The following is a 21,075-nucleotide window of genomic DNA, read 5'->3' on the forward strand; positions in this document are numbered from 1 at the left end:
GCTCGCGGCACACCAGAGTGCCGCGAGCGGTCCGGGCTTTTCTTTGTCGGCAGCGACCTGGCCCGCACTTGCATTACGTCAAAAAGAAAAGAGCCCCATCCCGACCTGATCGGGATGGGGCTTCAGCCGCGCGGCCGCGGATCTTCGGACATTCACCCGCTCGGGCGCATTCCGCTGGGCGGCGCCTATGCGAGAAGCAGAGTGCTCAGGAAGTTGTCGTTGTGGAACTGTTCCTCGTGAACGCCAAGCAGCGTGATCTGGCCTCCGCCACTCAGGGTCACCACGACATTGGCGCCCTGGTTTGTGGCCACCTGCTGGAATTGGCTGGCGGTGGTGATGCCAAATGCTCTGAGATCGAGGACGTCGCCGGACCCGGCGCCGGCCACGAAATTCGCGATGGTGTCCTGCCCGTCGCCGACAGCGAACACGAACAGATTGTTCTGGTTGCCGGCAATCAGCATGTCATTGCCGCGCCCGCCGATCAGCGTGGCGTTCCCGCCCAGACCCCACAGGTAGTCCGCGCCGGTCGTGCCGTTCATGACGTAGCCTCCGTCGACGATTGTCGGCGTGCGCCCAGCCGGCGTCGGGACAAAATAGGAATCGGTCAGCACGCTGGTTGCCGTTGTCCCGTTGAAGCTGCTCACATGGTAGAACTCGATCAGCATGCCTGCGTCCGTGATCGTCACCAGGCTGGCGCCGACATTGGGAACCTCGCGACCGGCACCGCCAAGGCCGGTGGTCGTGTAGGGAAGAAATACGCCGTCGCCGTTGTCGTCTCGATTCTCCCGGTAGTAATTGTGCTGATGGCCGGCAAAGACCGCGTTCACGCCCCATTGCTCGAAGGGCCATTGCATGGTGCCGGTGGTGCCGCTCGGATTGTATGGCGTGTGGTGGAAGTAGGCCAGGTTGAAGCTCGCGTCGGAACTCGCGAGAAGGGATTGCGCCCACTGGCCCTGCACTGAAGTGGAACTGCGGCCATCCGGGTCCTCCTTGTTGCTGGTGAGAGCGAAGAAATGCACCGGCCCGATCTGGAAGTCGTAGTACCTCTCATTGTCGGGCAGGGTAAAGTAGTCCAGGTAGTTGGCAACGTTGCCATCGCCATATTCGTGATTGCCCAGCGTGGGAAAGAAGCGGTTGATGGTGCTGCCGCTCCCGTATGCGCCGTGATAGTTGCCTATGTAGTCATGGTACTGCTGGCCGATGGCGCCATCGAGGGTCTGCGGCGCATAGGCGTTGTCGCCCACTGTGAGGATGAAATCGACGTTCCAGCCATGGACCATCGCCGACACCGCTTTCTCGCCCGAGAGATTGGTGTCTCCATAGTCGCCGAAGATCGCGAACCGGTACAATGTCTGCGGCCCCGCCGTCGCAGCAACGCTGACGGTATAGTCTTGCGCGGCCGTGCTGCCGTCGGACGAAGTGGCAGTGACGTTGAGGTTGATTGACGGCTCCGAGGCCGCATTGAGCGTCCCTGTTCCCGAGCGCGTGATGACGCCGGTGCTGGCGTTGATGGCAAAGCGCGCATCATCGATGCTGTAGGTGACCGTCGAGCCGGCATCGGAATCCTTGGCCGAGGCGGTGATCCCGATCGCCGTGCCCGCCGCGGCACCCTGGGCGATCCGGTTGACCGCGGTATCGGCGTCCGGCGGGGTGTTGAAGGCGACCGGCTCCGGATTGTTCAGGACGGCGACGGTGAAGCTTTGGTTGGCGGTGCTGCCGTCCGACGAGGTCGCCGTCACCGTCAGGTTGATCGACGGCTGGGTCTCGAAGTCGAGCGTGCCGGTGGCCGAGCGCGTGACGATGCCGCTGCTGGCGTCGATAGCGAAGCGCTGATCGTTGAGACTGTAGGTGACGGTCGAGCCGGCATCGGGATCGGCGGCCGAGGCGGTGATCCCGATGGGCGCACCCGCAGCGGCCAGCTCGGCGATCTGGTTGGCGGTGGGATCGGCGTCGGCCGGAGTGTTGAAGGCCACCGGAGGGCTGGGTGGCAGATATTCGATGTGCAGCAGCGGCGCCCCAGTCGGCGAGTACTCGAAGGAATCGGCGGTGCGGGTTCCGGTGCCGGTGATCAGGAATGCCATGTCGTTGAGCGCCACCCAGCCGGAGCGGTTGACGATCTCCTGGACGATCGCCGTGAGGTCCGGCGTGCGCTCGGCCAGGCCGTGGGCGCCCTCCGTGGTCCAGGCGGCCGGTGTCCAGGCCGAGGATGCGTCTGTGGTCGCGCGCGAGGATACGTTGAAGCTGACAGCGGTGAAGGGACTGGAGTCGTCACTGTCTTCGCCTTTGACCAGCAACGACGCCGCGCCGGTCTTCACCTCATTGGCCTGGAACTGGATGTAGGCGCTGGTGATGATGGCACCCTTGGGAATGTCGATGCCGGTGAAGCGCAGGCCGACCGTCTGGCTGGTGGTGCCGTCAAGGCCCAGTTCCAGGTCGGTGACGTTGCTCGATATCGAGCCGGAAGCCTTCTGCTCGACATCGTCGCCGGCGGCTGCAACCCTTGTCTCGATGATCACAGGCGCGGCCCCGGTGATACTGACGTTGAAGGCGTGGGTATCCGTGCTGCCGTCGGATGAAGTGGCTGTGACGGTGAGGTTGACCGACGGCTCGGACTGGGCGTTGAGCGTGCCGGTGTTTGAGCGCGTGATGACGCCGGTGCTGGGGTTGATGGCAAAGCGCGCATCATCGATGCTGTAGGTGACCGTCGAGCCGGCATCGGAATCCTTGGCCGAGGCGGTGATCCCGATTGCTGTGCCCGCCGCGGCGTTCTGGGCGATCCGGTTGATCGCGGTATCGGCGTCCGGCGGGGCGTTGAAGGCGACCGGCTCCGGGTTGTTCAGGACGGCGACGGTGAAGCTTTGGTTGGCGGTGCTGCCATCGGAGGAGGTTGCCGTCACCGTCAGGTTGATCGACGGCTGGGTCTCGAAGTCGAGCGTGCCGGTGGCCGAGCGCGTGACGACGCCAGTGCCGGCGTCGATGGCGAAACGCGCGTCATTGAGACTGTAGGTGATGGTCGTGCCGGCATCGGGATCGGCGGCCGAGGCGGTGATCCCGATGGGCGCACCCGCCGCGGCAAGTTCGGCGATCTGGTTGGCAACCGGATCGGTGTCGGGAGGCGTGTTGAAGGCCACGGGAAGGCTGGGCAGCTGATACTCGATGTGCAGCAGTGGCGCGCCGGTCGGCGAGTATTCGTAGGAGTCGGCCGTGCGCGTGCCGGTGCCGGTGATCAGGAATGCCATGTCGTTGAGCGCCGCCCAGCCCGAGCGGTTGACGATCTCCTGGACAATTGCCGAGAGATCCGGCGTGCGCTCGGCCAGGCCTTGGGCGCCCTCCGTGGTCCAGGGGTCCGGTGTCCAGGCCGTGGACGCGTCCGTCGTCGTGCGCGCGGACACGTTGAACTTGACGATGGTGAAGACGCCCGCGTCGTCGCTATCTTCGCCCTTGATCAGCAGCGACGCCGCGCCGGTCTTCACCTCGTTAGCCTGGAACTGGATGTAGGCGCTGGTGATGATGGCGCCCTTGGGAATGTCGATGCCGGTGAAGCGGAGGCCGACCGTCTGGCTGGTGGTGCCGTCAAGGCCCAGTTCCAAATCGGTGACGTTGCTCGCTATCGAGCCGGAAGCCTTCTGCTCGATATCGTCGCCGGCGGCTGCAACCCTTGTCTCGAAGGTCAGGTTGACCGCACTGGCGGCGAGGAGGCTGCTGGTGACCGTGGCCGTCGTCGGCGTGGCGGCCGTGGCAGCAGCTCTGTCGGACGCGGCGGCGGGCGAGGTGATGCCGCCGTTCCCGAAGCGCACCGCGGAATGCCAGGAGCCGGCATTCGCCGCCACGCCGTCCAGGAAGGTGCCGTCGAGATGAATGCCAATCCTGGCGGCCGCTTCGGCGAGGCCGGGGAGTTTCAGTCCGCCATCGAGCGCCCAGGTCTGAGGGATCTCGAGCGTGGAGATGAGGCTGTCGATCTTGCTCGCGGCCTGGTCCGCGCTTTGACTGTAGCCGCGCTTGCCGGCTTCGCCGGCGGGGTTGCCGCTATCATCGAGGGATTCGAGGATCGGGGAAAGACTGTTCGGGAAGGCCGTGGAGTCGAGCACGACCGGTCCCGGAGCGTTGCCGCTCTCCGGAATCCGATGCAGTTTAGACATATCAGATCTCCTTTGCCGCTGTTTTTCAAACCTGGGCCTCGGCAGGGCCGGAGGTGGACATAGCAGCCTGCTCCGCTCAGTCGCGATCGACGGCGTCGACGGTCAAAATGGAGGGGCCGCATTGCTGGTGGCGATGGTTCGCCGGACTGTCTGCGCGCAATCGCGCTGGCAGGGCGTCGCCGCAGAAAACAAAGTCAGGAGGTCAGGCGAGCACCTGCCTGGATCACTCCGGGGGGGGCGGCTGCAGGCCGAACATGGTCCAGCCCATCACGGTGCGGTATCTGGGTCAATGGAGGGAATTTGCCTCGGCACTGGTTTGTATCCGAGGGTTCATCCCTTCCGGCTGAGCGAGGCGCGCCCGCGCCTGGAACATCGCTTGCTGCGGATCAGACTAGCATCCAATGATCGAATGAGAACTCATAGATCCTGCCATCGTTCTCATTCGGATGCGAGTCGTTGTCCTCAACGCGATCGACGATGTACAGGCTCGTCTGGCTCGGATCGTCGCTGCTCGGCGCCAGGGCCAATCCCGCCGGCTTGTGCGCGTCGGCGGCAGAGATATCGAGCGTGCCCAGCAACTGCCCTGTGGGTGTCACAATTGCCACCGAGTCACGTGACTGAATGATATAAAGGACGTCATGGACAGGGTCGTACGCAATGCTCTCGTCAGCTGGGGTTCCCAGCGATCGCGCGGAGAAATTCGTGACGATATCATCGCCGCCAGTGCTTGCGACACCGTCGAATTTGCCGTTCGCACCCGGCGCGACCGTGTAGATCTTCTGACTTGTGCCATCCGCGACGTACAGGACCCCGCGATTGGTGTCATACGCAATCCCCTCCGGATCCGTGCTGCCGAATGCGGCCGTCTTGAACGAGGTCACGATATCATCGGACGTGTTGTAAAGTCCGTCCTGCCCGGGGTTGAGCTCGTAGACGCTCCTCGTGCCGGTGTCGTCCGCGAAGAAGAGATGCTGGTTGACGGGATTGTAGGCGACCCCAGAGGGCTCGTCGGAAAAGCTGATGGTTGTGAGCGTGTTCACCAGAGCGCCGCTCGGGCTCATCTGAAAGAGATTCTTGCCGGTAAAAAGGGCAGGCATCTCGTCGACTTCGCTGTCGGCAACCAGCAGCGTGCCGAGGTGAGAGATATAGACGATGTCCGAGGGGTCGGGGCTCGGCGGCGACCACTGCCAAGTCTGGATGGTATGCTCCAAAGTCACCGAAGTGGGCAGCTGGTTGCCGGTGACGCCGACGCTGAAGGCGTGGGTATCCGTGCTGCCGTCGGAAGAGGTGGCAGTGACGGTGAGGTTGATTGACGGCTCGGACTGGGCGTTGAGCGTGCCAGTGCCCGAGCGCGTGATGACGCCGGTGCTGGGGTCGATGGCGAAGCGCGCATCGTTGAGGCTGTAGGTGACCGTCGAGCCGGTGTCGGGATCCGCGGCTGAGGCGGTGATCCCGATCGCCGTGCCCGCCGCGGCGTTCTGGGCGATCTGGTTGACCGCGGTGTCGGCATCGGGTGCAGTGTTGAAGGCGACCGGCTCGGGACTGTCGGTGACGGCGAGGGTGAAGCTCTGGTTGGCGGTGCTGCCGTCGGATGAGGTTGCCGTCACCGTCAGGTTGATCGACGTCTGGGTCTCGAAGTCGAGCGTGCCGTTGGCCGAGCGGGTGATGACACCGCTGCTGGCGTCGATGATGAAGCGCGTGTCATTGAGACTGTAGGTGACGGTCGAGCCGGCATCGGGATCGGCGGCCGAGGCGGTGATCCCGATAGGGGCGCCCGCCACGGCTAGCTCGGCGATCTGGTTGGCGGTGGGGTCGGCGTCGGCCGGTGTGTTGAAAGCCACCGGATTGCCGGGCGGACCGGGCAGCTGATATTCGATATGCAGGAGCGGCGCGCTACTCGGCGAGTATTCGTAGGAATCGGCGGTGCGCGTGCCGGTGCCGGTGATCAGGAATGCCATGTCGTTGAGTGCCGCCCAGCCCGAGCGGTTGACGATCTCCTGGACGATCGCCGAGAGGTCCGGCGTGCGCTCGGCCAGGCCCTGGGCGCCCTCCGTGGTCCACGGGTCCGGCGTCCAGGCCGTGGACGCGTCCGTCGTCGCGCGCGCGGATACGTTGAACTTGACGACGGTGAAGGCGCTCGCGTCGTCGCTATCTTCGCCCTTGATCAGCAGCGACGTTGCGCCGGTCTTCGCCTCGTTGGCCTGGAACTGGATGTAGGCGTTGGTGATGATGGCGCCTTGCGGGATGTCGATGCCGGTGAAGCGGAGGCCGACCGTTTGACCGGTGGTGCCATCATAGACCAGCTCCAGATCATTGATGTTGGCCGATATCGTGCCGGAAGCCTTCTGCTCGACATCGTCGCCGGCGGCCGCCACCCTCGTTTCGAAGGTCAGGTCGATCGCACTTGTGCTGGCGGCAAGGAGGCTGGTGCTGGCGACCGTGGCCTCCGCCGGGGTGGTGGTCGTGTCAGCGGCTCGGTCGGACGTGGGGACGGGCCAGGTGATACCGCCGTTCCCGAAGCCCACCGCGGAATGCCAGAGCTCGGCATTCGCCGTCACGCTGTCGAGGAAGGTGTTGTCGATTTGACTACCAATCCTGGCGGCTGCTTCGGCGAGGCCGATGAGTTTCAGTCCGCCATCGGGCGCCCAGGTCGGAGGGATCTCGAGCGTAGAGATGAGGCTGTCGATCTTGCTCGCAGCCGAATCCAAGCCGTGACCGTCCTTGCCGGTTTCGGCGGTCAAGCCATCACCAGGATCGGCGGTCCAGTTGTCGTTGGTCAGCCAGTCGCCCTTGATGCCAAAGTCGATGCCGAACTCCGTCATCAAAAGTTTCGCGTCACTCCCGCTGCCGGTAGGCCAAGGCAGTTTAGCCATGTCGAATCTCCTTCCGCATTTTCCCTCGATCTAAGACCAGAATCTCGACGCGCCCGAAGGGGACGTCACAGCCGGCGACGCCCCCGACGTGAGCACAACGACGTTGCCCATGTATGCTGGGACTTTGCCCATGAATGCTGGCCGGGCTGTCGGGTACAAACCCCGAGCCCGGCCGGTGATCAGGCTGCTTGCTTAGTCATCCCGGGCGGCGGAGCGGACGCCAAGCGGGCGCTACGGACGCGAGCAAGCGCAGCAGGGACCGCCCGTCCTGTCCAAGGAACAGCGACGGCAGGATCCAGCACAGCAGCAAGCCCCCAGCTGCCGCCAGCAATGCCGTATCGATGAGCAGGGCAAGCGCAGGCAGTTGGAGTTCGCGCAACCATTCCACGAATGCCCAGATGCCTGTTCCGAGCACGCCTGCGAGCGCAAGGCCGGGCAGGTGCGCCATGGCAAATTCCGACCACCGCATCCCGGTCACGCGGAGGCTCAACTGTGCCATGAGGATGAAGTTGACCCCGAAAGCGGCGCCGACGCCGATCGCCACGCCCTCTATGCCCCAGAATTGCCCTATGACGGACCCGACAAAGACGCCGATGGTGAAAACAGCCTGGCGCCAGGCCCGAGCGTAGACCGTGCCGGTTGCCCGCGAAACGGAATCGCTGAGCTTGTAGCTCGTGCGGAACAACATGCCGAATGCGAGGATCTGCAGTGGGCCGACAACGCCCTCCCATCCCCGTCCGAGAATGACCGCGACCAGTTCGGGCGCGACGATCGCCACGACCACGCTGGCCGGCAGGACGAGCAGGGCGCAACCCGCGACTGCGCTGCGATAGGCGCGAGCAAGCCGCGCAGGCTGCTCCTGGACCAGTGCCATGGTCGGGAACAGCACGCGATCGAGAACCTGACCGACGATGACCGCAGGCGTCGTCATGAGCTGCGACGACAGACCGTACAGGCCGAGCGCATCGGCGCCGAGCCAGCGGCCCACGACAAGCTTGTCAGCCTGGGTGGCGAGGTAGTTGAATATCCGGGCAATGGTGAAGCCGCTTCCGAAATAGAGCAGTTCGGCGATGGCGCGCCGCTCCAGCAAAGGCCGCATCGGGTGCGGCTGGCCTATGAGCAGCACCATCATGCGTGTGAATTGCTGGATCAGCACGGCCGCTACAAGCGCCCAGATGCCGAAGCCGAGCCAAGCCAGAACCGGCCCGGCAACGACGTAGCCCACCGCAAAGGCGCAGGCGTCGATGAGTGCCAGCCAACGGAACCGCAGCGCGCGCTGGGCCGAGGCCAGTGCCACCATGGAAACCCCTTGGAAAAGGAACACGAAGCAGACCGCACGCACGACCGGAGCCAGTTCGGCAAGCCGAAGGAGGCCGGCAATGGCGGGTGCCATCGCCCAGACCAGCGCGGACACAGCCAGCCCAAGGAGGCACGACAAGGTGAACCCGACCCGAAGATGCCGATCCTCCAGCACAGGGCGCTGCACGATCGCGGGGGTAATGCCAAGCCCCTGGAAGATGGCTGAAAACTTGATGACGATCAGAGCCGCGGAGTAAAGGCCGAACTCCTTGGGCGAGAGCAACCGGGCCAGGACGAGGAGGGCGACAAGCTCCGCGACCGCAAGCGCGCCCATGGAGAGGGCCGTCCAGAACATGCCCACGACACTGTGTTTTGCCAGCCCGCGCCGGATATCGCTCACGCTTCTCTCCACTCACTCACTCACTAAGCTGACCCAGGCAGGCGGCCATCATTTTCTAGGATGCGCTCACAGAGGACAGATATCCGAACAGCGGATACCGGTGCGCCGTATGAGGCGGTTCGGCCTCGGTGCGGTCCGCCGCCCGGCGTGCCATGTTACTGAAGGGGCTGCGGGATGTCGTAGCGGTAGTACTGCATCTCGTCCCGGATCTCCGGTATGATCGCCGCCAGTTCCTTGCGGTCGAGGCGGAGCCACTTCTGCTGTCGGCCGGGATCGATCATCTCCTTGGCCGTGCGAACGATCTCGTCGGTGCAGTCCAGCCCGCAATGCTGATAGATGCACCGCAACACCGGCTCGGGATCCTGCATCAGATCCTCATAGCGAAACGACAACACGCGGCCGTTCCCCAGCCTGGCGAGATCTTCCCGGGCCTTTCGGTTGCCGCGCGCCCACTGGCGCGCGATCACCGTCAATTTTTCCTGTTCCTGCAAATCCCGATCGATTCCCTTGTAGCGTGGGCCATAGATCGGCGTGTATTTTCTCCGCAGGATCTTCTTGACGATGATCTGTTTTATGAAATCTTTTGCGTAATAATGAAGCTGTGTCACCGGAGTAACCGCAAGCGTCCTTCGCAGCCCCTTTAAAGTCTTTGGTTTCTGCCACTTAAGCTCCATAGAGCTTATGCATGAGAAGGGGTTCCTCGTAATGTATAGAAATATAGCTTCCGGAAAAATCTCGTGGACAAGCGGCACGCGCAGGACATTGGAAGGCGTATTTTCCATGACCTGCCGGCCGCCGTTACGCGACTGGTACTCGAGGAACCGATCGCGAATGTAACGAACGACCTTTTTCGTGGCGTCACTTTTGACGAATTCGTCATGGCGCCGCGCCGGATCGGCATAGAGCCATAGTGTCCTTGGCTCGTACCAGGTGACAATGTCCGGATGCAGCCCGATCAGCTTCTGCGCAATCGTGGTGCCCGACCGATAGTTGCCGATCAGAAAAATCGGAGGTTTCAGTTCTGTTGCCGTCATGACAAGTCACCCGTTCAATGCAAGTGAACCAGGATTGCTCGACCCGAACGTCATTGGTCCCTGAACGCACGCGTCATCTGGTCGGTCAAAGGCTTCATGAGGTAGGAGATCACCTTGCGGTCGCCGGTCCTTATGAACGCTTCCACCGGCATGCCAGGAATGAGCGAGACAGGGCCGAGCTTCTTCATATCCTTCGGGTCTGGCGTGATGCGTACTGCGTAGTAGGTTTCATTGGTGTGCTGGTCGCGCGTTACATCGGCCGCGATCATCGTCACCACACCTTCCGTTTCGGGCGTTGTGCGCACATTGAAGGCAGTGAAGCGGAGTTGCGCACGCTGACCGATCAAGAGCTGGTCGATGTCCTGCGGGGCGGCCTTCACCTCGACCGTGAGGGTGTCGGTGTCGGGTACGACCAGCATGATCGGCTCCCCCGCGCCGATCACGCCGCCCACGGTGTGGATCGTCGATTGATGGACAATGCCGCTGGCGGGAGCGCGAATATCGATGCGCGAAAGCTGGTCCTCCGCGGTGACTTTGCGTTCCTCGAATTCGGCGATCTTGGCCTCGGCTTCGCGCAGTTCGCTTCCGGTTTCGCTGGAGAACTGCTTGTCCAGCTGCAGGATCTGAAGCTCGACTTCGGCGATGGCCCCCCTTGCCTGCGCCATGCTCGACACAAGCTGCGCCCGCTCACCCTCGATGCGTGTCGCCTCGCGTTCATATTCGGTCAGCTTCGATTTGAGGATGAGCTTCATTTCCACAAGGCTGCGGATGTCGACGAGTTCGTCGCCGATAAGCGCGATCTCCTTGGCCTTTGCCGACGCCTGGGCCGAATAGCCTTCGATCTGTTTGCGAAGCTGCTCGATGCGTTCGCGCAGGCGTGCCTTGTTGCCGGACAGCTCGACCCGGCGAAGTTCGAACAGTCGTTGTTCGCTGGCCACCGTGGCCGCAATCTCAGGATCGTTCATTCGTGAGACAAGGATCGGAGCGAGCGTCATCCGTTTACTGCCGTCACGTTCCGCCTCGAGCCGGGACTTTCGCGCGTAAAGCTCGTCCAGGTTCTTTGTCACGTAGGCCAGGCTGGCACGCGGGATGGTGTCGCTAAGCTGCACCAGAATATCGCCGGCCCGCACACGGTCGGCATCGCGCACCAAGATCTTGCCGACAACACCGCCTGTCGGGTGCTGCACCTTCTTTTCGCTGCCGTCGACGATCACCGCGCCGCGCGAAATGATCGCGCCCGAAATGTTCACTGTCCCGGCCCAGACTCCCATCACGCCGACGAGCAGCGCAACGACGGTCGTCCCGCCCAGCAGATTGTGGCGAATGGATCGCCGGTTGGAAGGCAATCGGCTCAACATGGCTGCCCTCATTGCCCGTTTCCCGTATCCGGACGTTTTCAATTCGGCAGTTGCGGCGAGCTTGAAACCGGCTGCAGGCCCTCGCCATTGACCTGCGGCATAGGAAAGAGCTTGGACAGAACGCACTCTCTCGTGCCGAACATGTGCATCTGCCCCTCTTTCATCATGAGCATGTAATCCACCGTGGTGAGAATGTTCGGTCGATGCGCCACGATCGCCACGATGCCGCGGCGCGCCTTGATTCTGAGGATGGCCTCGGCAAGTGCCCTTTCGCCTTCCATGTCGAGGTTGGAGTTCGGCTCGTCGAGGACTACCAGAAAGGGGTCGCCGTAGAGCGCGCGCGCCAGGGCGATGCGCTGACGCTGCCCGGCTGAAAGCGCGGTGCCGCCCTCTCCGATCTGCGTCTCGTAACCGTTGGGAAGACCGACGATCAGGTCATGGACGCCGGCGGCACGCGCAGCGGCGACGATGGCTTCCGCGTCCGGTCCAGGATCGAAACGTGCGATGTTGGCGCCAACCGTTCCCGCGAACAGTTCGACGTCCTGCGGCAGATAGCCTATGCAGCGGCCAAGTCGCTCCGGCGACCACTGATCGAGCGCCGCGCCATCGAGCTTGATACGACCCGCCAACGGTCGCCACGCGCCGACCAACCCGCGAACGAGGCTCGATTTGCCGGAACCGCTTGGTCCGATGATGCCGAGCACCGAGCCGGCATCCAGGCGGAATTCGACACTTTGCACGATGATCCGTTGCGTGCCCGGCGCGCCGATCGCGATGCGGTCCACCGTCAGATTGGAACTCGGCACCGGAAGCGCCATCGGCTGGGCATCCAGGGGCAATCGGGCGAGCAGATTGCTCAGCCTGCGCCAGCTCTGGCGCGCGCCGACGAAGTTCCGCCAATGGGCGATGGCAAGATCGACAGGGGCAAGCGCACGGCCGGCAAGGATGGAGCCGGCGATGATGATGCCGGCCGTTGCCTCGCCCTCGATGACCAGCCAGGCGCCCACACCCAGCATTGCCGACTGGAGCATCAGCCGCAAGGCGCGGGCGAAGCTGCCGAAGCCGCCCACGATGTCGCTGACACGCTGCTGCTGTGCCAGATATTCCCGGCTCGCTTCCCGCCAATGGTCATGCAGGCGCTTTCCCATGCCCATTGCCGCAAGCACCTCTGCGTTGCGGCGACTGGCCTCGGCGTAGCTGTTGCGCCGCACGCCGGTCAGAACCGCAGCGCCCATCGGTTTGCGCGTGAAGATCTCGGTTGCGGCCGTCAGGGTCACCAGCACGATTGCGCCGCAAGTGGCCGTGATCCCGAGGATTGGATGGAAGCTCCAGATGATTGCCAGATAAAAGGGCAGCCACGGCAATTCGAACAGCGCGCTGGGCCCGGGGCTCGACAGAAATGTGCGGATGCTGTCGAGATCTCGCTGCGGCTGCAGCCCGTCGCCCTGCGGGCCAAGGAACAAGGGCAGCCTGGACACGGCGGTGAACACCCGTCCTCCGACGGCTTCGTCCACTTCGGCGCCGATCCGGGTCATGATGCGGCCGCGCACGAGGTCGATGACCGCCTGCCCGATAAACAGGGCGCCTGCCAATATCGCCATCCCTACCAGGGTCGGAACGCTGCGGCTCGGCAGCACCCGGTCATAGACTTGCAGCATGAATATCGCACCGGTCAGCATGAGGATATTGCTCACGCCGCTGAACACCGCGACGCCCGCGAGCGCTCCCTTGCAGGAGCGCAGCGCGCAGACCAGTTCCGAACCGGGCGCCGGCTGGATGCCCCCGGCAGAGGATTGAGCGCCTTTGTTCGCCAACACGATCGGCAGGGCGCCCCTCCGCTTCCGCCCTGCCTTGTAGGCAGCCACCACCAGTAGCCCCAGAACTGCGGCCGTCAGCCAAACCGGGAGAGCGTCCAGTGAGCTCTCATCGGCAAAGTGGACCCAGTCAGGCAGTCGATCGGCCAAAGGCCGCGTCGGCGATGTCAGTCCCTCGAAATCAACAAGGCGCGGCAGAAACCCAATTCCGGCGAGCACAAGAGCGAGGAGGAGGACTATACCGGGAATGCGCGACCGGACGGTGGGACTGCGGCGACGCGGCGCGCGACGTAGCGTCGTCTTTCGGCGCGCCGGCGCCCGGAGAAGGCCGAGCGGCCTTTGTGGCGGTTCAACGGGGGTAATCGCCCGGCGGAGATAGCTCCCCAGGACTGTCAGTGCTGCGCCGAAGACCACGATCAAGGTTCCTGAGATGAAGTCGTACCCACTTGGAGCGATTCGGCTTTGATAGAATCGCTGATGCGCTCTAGCTCTTTGTTTTTACGCAATTCCGGCCCGAGGGTTCCGCATTTGAGGCCGCTACTGCCCGGTGGTCAAAGCGTCGGGTGCGTAGAACCCTTTGTTGGCCACGATGGAGACCTCGATGACGTCGCCTGCTCTTACTTCGGTATTTTCGTCGGCGACGAGGTCGTGGGCGTTTTTCTGCTCGCGCCTGAAGATCGAAATCTTCACGGAGCCTTGCAAGTCGTCGAAGGTCCGCTGTTCGCCATAGGTAAAAATAAAGAGAAGCTTGTCGGCGACGTACCTTATCTGGCTTTGAGTTTTTCCAAGCTCGACCTGCGTGTCCTGGGTCTGCGCGATCAACTCCATTTCATAACTTTGATGCTTTTTTCGCAGCTCGCTTTCCGAGTTCAGTATCGCCTGCCGCACCTGCTCCTGCTGAAGCTCGGTCTGCGCAAGTTCGGCGCGATAGCTGGTGTGGGCTCTTTCGGCCGTCATGACATTCGAATTTGTTATCAGGCCTTTTTCCCGCAGCGACCGGGCAGACTTCAGTTCCTCGAGTTGAAGGTTCGCGGTCTTCTCCCGCTCATTTCGCGAGGTGGCAATCATTTTCGCTTCCTTCCTCGCCCGATCCAACGAGGCCTCGAGATAGGAAACGTCGTCCCGATACGCGGCAAGCCGCGCGTCCAACTGGGCTTGTTCGGACGCGACGATGTCGGCAATCAAATGTCCGGCGAACTCGACCGGAGGATCCGGTGGGGCAACGAAAGACTTGTCCTGTCGAGTTTCCGCCTCGAGCCGGGCGAGCCGAACCTTGAGGCGATATTCTTCAATCGCCAGATTTGCGCGCGCGCTGCGCAGATCGGCTATTTGCAGGGCCGGTTCCATGTTTCCCACGGTGGTAGCCCGAAAGCCGCCTGCGATGGCGAGCGCATGGCGAACCGTTATTCCCGGTTGAAAAGGGTACGATCCGGGATGGGCCACCGTTCCGGAAATGAAGAATGGCCGGTACTGGCCGATCTCCACTTTCACGAAGGGCTCAAGGATGAGCTTCTGCTGCTGAAATGCGCGCTGAATGGCCTGCGAGAGGGCAACGGTGGTGAGGCCGCGCGCCTGGACATCACCCAACAAGGGAAGCGAAATGGAGCCCCGATCATCGACCACGACGTCGAGCGGATAGGATGCCTCGCCGATAACCGAAACGCGCAGGATGTCACCGCTGTCGAACGTATATCCGTCCGCGCGGGACGCATCCGCGGCGAGCAGTACAAAGACTATGGCGAGGCCACCAATCATCGCGAGCATGCTGCTGACCGCAGGTTCAAGCCTGGGAAATAGTCGTCGGCTCCAATTCTTCGCTGGCAAAGGCCTGGATGGAAGTTGTTGCTCAGCACGCAAACGCATCGTTCGTACTCCGGTTGTCCTGCCTGCCGTCAGAACCAGTTCGTCGGCTCCGTTCGGGGAGCGGAAGGTCCATCAAAATCCGTGAAGCCCCAAGGTCTGCTTGGCCAGCCCGTCGCCAATTCGGACGTCGTTCGGCCTGGCGGGTGAAAGGGCTGACTCCAGCACGGACTGATAGATCAGCTCGACCCTTTCGCACATGGACTCCAGCCCCCAGGACGAAAGGTCGGTGAGCTTCGCGCCATCAGCCAGCCGAGCGCGATAGTGTTCGTTCTCGAGAAGATCGGCGACCGCCGCCGCCGCGGCGCCTACGTCCTCCGCAGGCGTCACGATGCCGTTCACGCCATGCTTCACGACCTCTTCCACTCCGGGCAGATGCGAGACCACGCTGGCCCGGCCGCCCGCCAGGTATTGCATCATGACGCGCGGCAATCCTTCTCGCATCGACGTCAGCACGCACACGTCGGCCAGGCTGATCAGCCGTTCGGGCTCGCGGTGATGGCCGATCATGCGAACCCTGTTTGCGAACGGGGATCGTTGGATCGCCGATTCGACAGCGGATCGCGCCGGTCCCTCGCCGGCGAGGAGCAGCCGCACGTTCGGAATTCGGTCGACCACTTGCCCGAATGCTTCAATGAACTCGACGTGGCGTTTTCTCGGTTCCAGTGCGGCCAGCACCAGGACCACGGGCGGCTTTGGCTCACCGATGGCCGTCCCAAGGAGCAGATGCGGTTCTTGCGGCCATTGCGCGTTGGCGAAGCGCGCCAGATCGAAGCCGGAGTGGACGACATGGTGCTGATCGGGGCTGCCCAAATGATTGGCGATGCAGATGTCGCGCATCGCCTGGCTGACATCGATGAAAGCGCGCGTGAAGTTCGCCGCCAGGCGCTCGGCAGCCAGGAACATCAACCTCTGCGCACTGCCCACATGCACGAAAGGCAGAATGTGCACGCCATGGATGATGCCTGGGATATTGGCTTCCCTGGCAGCAAGGCGGCCGACGATGCCGGCTTTGCTCTGGTGCGTATGCACGATGTCAGGCCGCCAATCGCGCATGAGGCGCGTGAGTTGCCTGAATGCAGAGATGTCGCGGGATGGTGAAATCGGGTTCAGGAGCCGTTCCAGGGTCACCATCCGAAGGGCTCCGGCTACGGACGCCCGCAAACTCGGGTCGTATTCCTCACCGTGAACCAGCATCACCTCGTGGCCGTGCCGCGCCTGGGCGAGACAACAGGCCAATGTGTTCTCTTCGGAACCTGCCCGAAGCAGTCGGGTGAGCACATGAACGATCTTCATTTGCCTATACCTCTGGGGATGTGAAATCCGGCGGGCGGTGCATTCGGGCAGGAGATCGGCGCAGCGGTCGGGACGTTGGGGACGTCTCTCGGCGCCTGTCCCGCGCATGGCCGGGATCGCCCGGCCGTGAGGGCGTTCGTCGTGGCAAGGTTGCCCGCTTGCGTCTGCTGTGGTGGTGGATGTCGGCGGTTGCGCCGCCCGCGCTGTCGCTTACAGAGACAGCCAGATATGCCTGAACAGTTCCCGGTTGACCGTCTCTAGGCTGGCACTCGCGTCAACGGTCCGGATGTCCTTGTCCCGGGTCCGCAGCTCCGCCATCAGCGACAGCCGCGCATCGAACGCTTCCTTCCTGATCTCCCCCGGCTTCCGCTGCTCGGAGACGGCAAAATCGGAAACCAGGTGCAAAATGAGGTGCGGCCGGCATTCCTCCATCTTTTGATAGAGTTTCTGCTCGAGCCGGGCGAGAGCCGACAGGCCCGGGATGGAGAACAGGTGCTCGGGGATGGTTGGCCCGTCCAGATATCCCCTGCGCAGCGTCTGCGGCCACCTGTCACTAACGACGATCATGCCGCGTGTTGCCCATCGATGTGCACGCTTCACAACCGCGTATCGCTCAAACGCAATCAGGACCGCCCACAATGCCAACCCGGTCGCGACAACGCCCCCCTTGGCCCAACTTCGGCGGATGGAATCGTTGCCATCCTGCTGGACCAGGGACTTCAGGCTGCGTCTATGAGGTAAAATCAGGCTCTGCAGCCGCTTGCGAAGCCACCATCCGCGGCCATCGCCGGTTCCGACATAGGCCTGCGCACACCCGAATTTCCATCGAAATGTCTGGGCCAGCCGATCGACCTGAGTGCTCTTGCCCACCCCATCAGGACCGATTACCGCCACAACAAGCCCGCCAGCCACCGGCCGTCTCTTCGGTGGAAGGCGGCCGGGCATAAGGCGCTGAAGCAGCCTCAGGGCGAGATATGAGGTCTTGCGGACCAGATGAACCGCAGCATCGGCGACTGCATAATGCCCTGTGAAACCAGACATTTCCCGGATCGAACGGCGCAGTCTGGCAAGATCGCCATAATCAGCGACCAGATCGTCGCCGCTTTTCCGGAGCCTGCAGATCGCCTTCCTTCCGCCGCCAAAGGTGTATTCCACGACATGCAAGCTTTGCTCGCCGGGCAGCGATGGCTCGCTGGGCAGCGATGGCAGGCGTGCAAGCTGGTCCTTCCAGCGATCGGGCAGGGTGATCCACCGGCTCCACGGGAAGGCCCGAGCCCGGAAGGCGAAACGGGCAATCGCTATTCGGATCTCGTCTTCAGGAGAGACGACGGGAACCGATACGTCCTCCACGCAAATAGACTCCCATCGTGCGATCGTCGCATAGTCGAACGCCAGATAGCGCTTACGAAACTCCCGACCGACCCGGACACCGATATGCGTGTCGAGATGCAGGTACCGGCCGCGCGAAAAGTCGGGTATGAACCAGTCCTCCCGGCCGGCACAGACATTGTCGTAGCAGGAGAGGCTCACGCCGCGGCGACCCTGCATCCGGCTGACGATCGAGCAGAAGACCGGGTAGTCGTGCTTGTCCAAAAGGACATCCAGATCGTCCCGGCCAGCAAGTGCGTCCTGCACCGATGCGAGATCCTGAACGATCCCGTATTTCAGGCCGGCCGCATTCAGCGCTCGAAACAGTTCGGCGGCGATCGGCAGTGCCGGTGCCGCTTCGAAGGGGCGAAAAGGAGCATTTCTGTCAGTTTGCGATGGCTCTGTATCGGCTTCGCTGTCCGCAACGGCTTTCCGCCGCCAGGCGAAGTCTTGCCACGACCCCGCGCCGGGCGCCCCGGCAGGTGCTGGAACATGCGCGTCCGGCGCCAACGCTTCCGCCAGCATCCTTGCCTTGGCCTCAGGGGACCAGCGACGATATTGTTGCGGCTGCAGGCCATCCCTAAGCTCTCCGGGGCCCGCGGGGTGACAGCTTCCTGGTTTGGACTTGCGTGAAGGTTTCAAGGGCTTGGAACTCGTATGCACGCTACCGCACTGAGGGTGAATTGTGCGCCAACTCAACACTCCCTCGCCGCATAGTTTCGGCGTCACATTGCGAAAAAACCAACTAGAAAAACACAAGCTCAATTTTGAGAGACGATCGATATGTTGTCTCTATCAATGGTAATCGGAATTGAACGGTTCATGATATCGAGAAGAATTCTAACGGCTCCGGCTCTTCCAACGTAATCAAGCACGCCGAGCTGGTCTGAAAACGGTCCGTCGGTGATCCGAATTCTTTGCCCCGGCCTCAGCAGCACATCCGGATGCAAGATTCCGTCGTCATCGGTCGCCGATATCAGGGACTCAACGACGCCATACGGCGCCGGTGTCGGTACGCCATGACTCATGACGAGCTTCCGAACGCCAACGGTGGAGTTGATCGGGTACCAACTTTGCTGATCGACAGCCAAGGAGACAAACAGGTAGCAATCGAAATACGCACTGCAAACGGTCTTGACGCTACGAGCGTGCCGAACAGTCCGCTTGCGCTTGGGCAGGTAGGTTCGGAAGTTCTGCGACAGAAGGTGCCGCTCGGCCAGGCTCTCGGAATGCTGATGTGTCTGGACCACGCACCAACGCGCAGCCTTGCCGTCGCGGCTGTCTCTTGTCGGTTCCAGGAGCGGATCATAGTGTAAGTCGGATTGCAGCATTGTGAATTCTTCTTCTTTGCTCAATTGAGATAGTAACTGTCCGAGACACTGCTTTCGAGCGACGTGTAACGGCCGTATCTTGGCAGCTTTGGTTCGTCCACCATTGTCAGGGCAATGCCGGCGATCTTGGAACGGCCGCCAAGACTTCGAATTCCCTCGGCAGCGGCCTCGCGAGAGGTGTCACGCCACTTCACGACAAAGACGACCTTGTCGACGTGCGGCGCCAGGATCGAGGCATCGGCAGCAGGGCCCACGGGCGGCGCGTCGATAATCACCGTATCGAATTTTCCGCGAAGCTCATCGAGCAGTGAGCGCATTCGCGCCGAAGCCAGAAGGGCAGGCGGGTTCCGCGTCCTGGCGCCGGCAGGCAGCACGCAAATTCCCGAACGTTCGTCCCGATGAATTGCGTTTGTGGCCTTCATCGGCAAAGTCAGAAGGTCAACCAATCCGACCTTATCCCCCATGCCAAAGAAGGCCGTGGCTGCCGAAAGTCGCAAGTCTGCATCGATCACCAGGACCCGGTCGCCGTCGGCGACTGCGGAGCAGGCCAGACTTAAAACCAGAGTTGTCTTTCCTTCCCCGGGCATCGCCGATGTCAGCAGCGTGAGACGCGGTGAATGCCCCAACCCCGGCGTAGCCTCCACGCCCAGGCGAAGCCGTCGCACGGCTTCGCTGTATCTGGATAGCGGCCGGCGCTCGAGATAGGCCACGGGTTGGGATTGGGAATTGGCGTCTCCCGACCAGCCCGACATTCTCGGCATGGACGCAAGAACCGGAACGGCCAGTTCTTCCTCTATCTGTTTCTTCGCCATGAAGCCGGAGGCGAAAATTTCACGAAGAACGGCGCCGGCGCCACCAAGGAAGAAACCGAGGACCAGACCCAGAGCCGCAAAAAGCGGCCTGTTCGGGAAGCTTGGCGAATCCGGAACCTCGGCATCCGTGATCACGCGCACGCCGCTGTTGAGGAGGGTGGATTTTTCCTCGGCGAGCTTGGCGCGAGACAGGAACGTCCCAAAGAGTTCCTTGTTCGCGTCGGCAATCCTCTGCAGGTCGCGCAACTGGACGCCGACCTGGCCTTCGACTTCGGACTTGTCGGATACCGACGCCAGGGCTCGCGAGAGCGAAGCTTCGCGGGCCTCGGCGGCGTCGACTTCATTCTTCAGATTGCCGATGAGGCGCTGGACCTCGGCGGAAATCTGTCCCTCGATGTCCCGGCGCTCCGCCTGAGCGGCCACGACGTCCGGATGCCGTTCGCCATACTTCAGCAGAAGGTCGGTTTCCCGCCGCGCCACCACGGATTGCTGAGCTCGAAGGGCGCTGACGACAACGGACTGCAATACGTCAGGTATGGTCTGGATATCGCCGCCACCACTCAGCAGTTTGTCAACCAGCTGATATTTTGTTTTTTTCTCCGACAGTTCCGCGCGCGCATTGATCAGGGCGACATTCAATTCAGACAGCTGCTGGTCGGTCAGGCTGCCCGATTGTGTCGACAATAGATTATTATCGATCCGGAATTTCTGGACGGCTTGCTCCGACCGGCTGAGTTCTTCCCGCAGATACGCGGCCCGCTCACTGAGCCATGTGGACGCTTTCTTGGCGCCCTCGTAACGGGACTTTACCCGGTCAACGACATAGGCCTGGGCAATTGCGTTGGCGAGGGATGCCGATTTGTCCGGATCGTAGGAGGTCACCGAAAGCTCGATGACGTCGGCAAGCCCAACCCGCGAGACTCCCAGCGCGCCCTTGAGCCAATCCAACGCCGCTGGCCCGATGTTGGGATCTTCCGTCAGCTTTTCGCCATCGACGACCTTCTGTAGAAGCGAAGTGGACCTCAGGACCGCAATCTGGCTTTCGATGAATGTTGAATTGTCCGAAAAGTCGGTTTTGGAGTAATCCTGCGGAGTCACATAATCGTTCGGTGCGTCGAGTAAGACTTCCGCAGCTGCCGTGTACGATGGCGGGATCTTATAGGCAGCAACCAGGAATATGGCAAAGGTGATCGCTGCAATTGCACAGACAAGCTTCCAGCGCCGAACAAGGAAATCAAGAATCTCCCTGACGTCGAGCGGCATCAATTGCCGGGGCATGATCGGATTGTCAGTCGGGCTAGGCATTTCCGAATCCTTGCGACGAACAACAGAACTCCTGCCCCTTCAGCGCCGGCTGAATGGCTCGCACTTCAAGATCCTTCGGGCAGCTAGCTGCTAAGCGCACTCACGCGCATGAAACGGTAAGGGTTCTCGCCCCGCCATCCGGCATGTCCAAATCGCTCTCTTCCGCCCGTTGACCGATCACGCAAC

The 21,075-nt window shown here is 62.3% G+C and carries 11 protein-coding genes; all 11 read right to left on the minus strand.

The window, feature by feature from the left end:
• Positions 1 to 185: 185 nt before the first annotated feature.
• Positions 186 to 4,139 (minus strand): metallophosphoesterase, encoded by a 3,954-nt coding sequence (locus DH08_RS17680; RefSeq protein WP_192180537.1) that lies wholly within the window; start codon positions 4,137 to 4,139, stop codon positions 186 to 188.
• Between the two features lie 386 nt (positions 4,140 to 4,525).
• Entirely contained in the window at positions 4,526 to 6,961 is a 2,436-nt protein-coding gene (locus tag DH08_RS17685) for an RTX toxin (protein WP_192180539.1), read from the minus strand.
• A gap of 247 nt (positions 6,962 to 7,208) precedes the next feature.
• Entirely contained in the window at positions 7,209 to 8,711 is a 1,503-nt protein-coding gene (locus DH08_RS17690; RefSeq protein ID WP_345892416.1) for a lipopolysaccharide biosynthesis protein, read from the minus strand.
• A gap of 155 nt (positions 8,712 to 8,866) precedes the next feature.
• Positions 8,867 to 9,745, minus strand: a complete 879-nt coding sequence (locus DH08_RS17695) for a sulfotransferase family protein (RefSeq protein WP_192180541.1) — start codon at positions 9,743 to 9,745, stop codon at positions 8,867 to 8,869.
• Positions 9,746 to 9,795: 50 nt separating this feature from the next.
• Complete coding sequence (locus DH08_RS17700; RefSeq protein WP_192180543.1) at positions 9,796 to 11,115, minus strand: HlyD family type I secretion periplasmic adaptor subunit; 1,320 nt, start codon at positions 11,113 to 11,115, stop codon at positions 9,796 to 9,798.
• A gap of 26 nt (positions 11,116 to 11,141) precedes the next feature.
• The gene (locus DH08_RS17705; protein ID WP_192180639.1) at positions 11,142 to 12,917 is read right to left on the minus strand and encodes a type I secretion system permease/ATPase; all 1,776 of its coding nucleotides are present in this window, start codon (positions 12,915 to 12,917) and stop codon (positions 11,142 to 11,144) included.
• A 537-nt stretch (positions 12,918 to 13,454) separates the two neighbouring features.
• Entirely contained in the window at positions 13,455 to 14,681 is a 1,227-nt protein-coding gene (locus tag DH08_RS17710; protein ID WP_192180545.1) for a polysaccharide biosynthesis/export family protein, read from the minus strand.
• A 171-nt stretch (positions 14,682 to 14,852) separates the two neighbouring features.
• On the minus strand, positions 14,853 to 16,073 hold the full coding sequence (locus tag DH08_RS17715; RefSeq protein WP_192180547.1) for a glycosyltransferase: 1,221 nt from the start codon (positions 16,071 to 16,073) through the stop codon (positions 14,853 to 14,855).
• 210 nt (positions 16,074 to 16,283) lie between these two features.
• The gene (locus DH08_RS17720) at positions 16,284 to 17,966 is read right to left on the minus strand and encodes a nucleoside/nucleotide kinase family protein (protein WP_192180549.1); all 1,683 of its coding nucleotides are present in this window, start codon (positions 17,964 to 17,966) and stop codon (positions 16,284 to 16,286) included.
• Between the two features lie 236 nt (positions 17,967 to 18,202).
• Complete coding sequence (gene nusG, locus DH08_RS17725) at positions 18,203 to 18,796, minus strand: transcription termination/antitermination protein NusG (RefSeq protein ID WP_246800915.1); 594 nt, start codon at positions 18,794 to 18,796, stop codon at positions 18,203 to 18,205.
• Positions 18,793 to 20,889, minus strand: a complete 2,097-nt coding sequence (locus DH08_RS17730; RefSeq protein ID WP_192180551.1) for a GumC family protein — start codon at positions 20,887 to 20,889, stop codon at positions 18,793 to 18,795. The genes nusG and DH08_RS17730 overlap by 4 nt, the downstream gene beginning before the upstream one ends.
• Between the last annotated feature and the right edge of the window lie 186 nt (positions 20,890 to 21,075).

The organism is Mesorhizobium amorphae (assembly GCF_014843845.1).
In the GTDB taxonomy this organism is placed as follows: domain Bacteria; phylum Pseudomonadota; class Alphaproteobacteria; order Rhizobiales; family Rhizobiaceae; genus Mesorhizobium; species Mesorhizobium amorphae_A.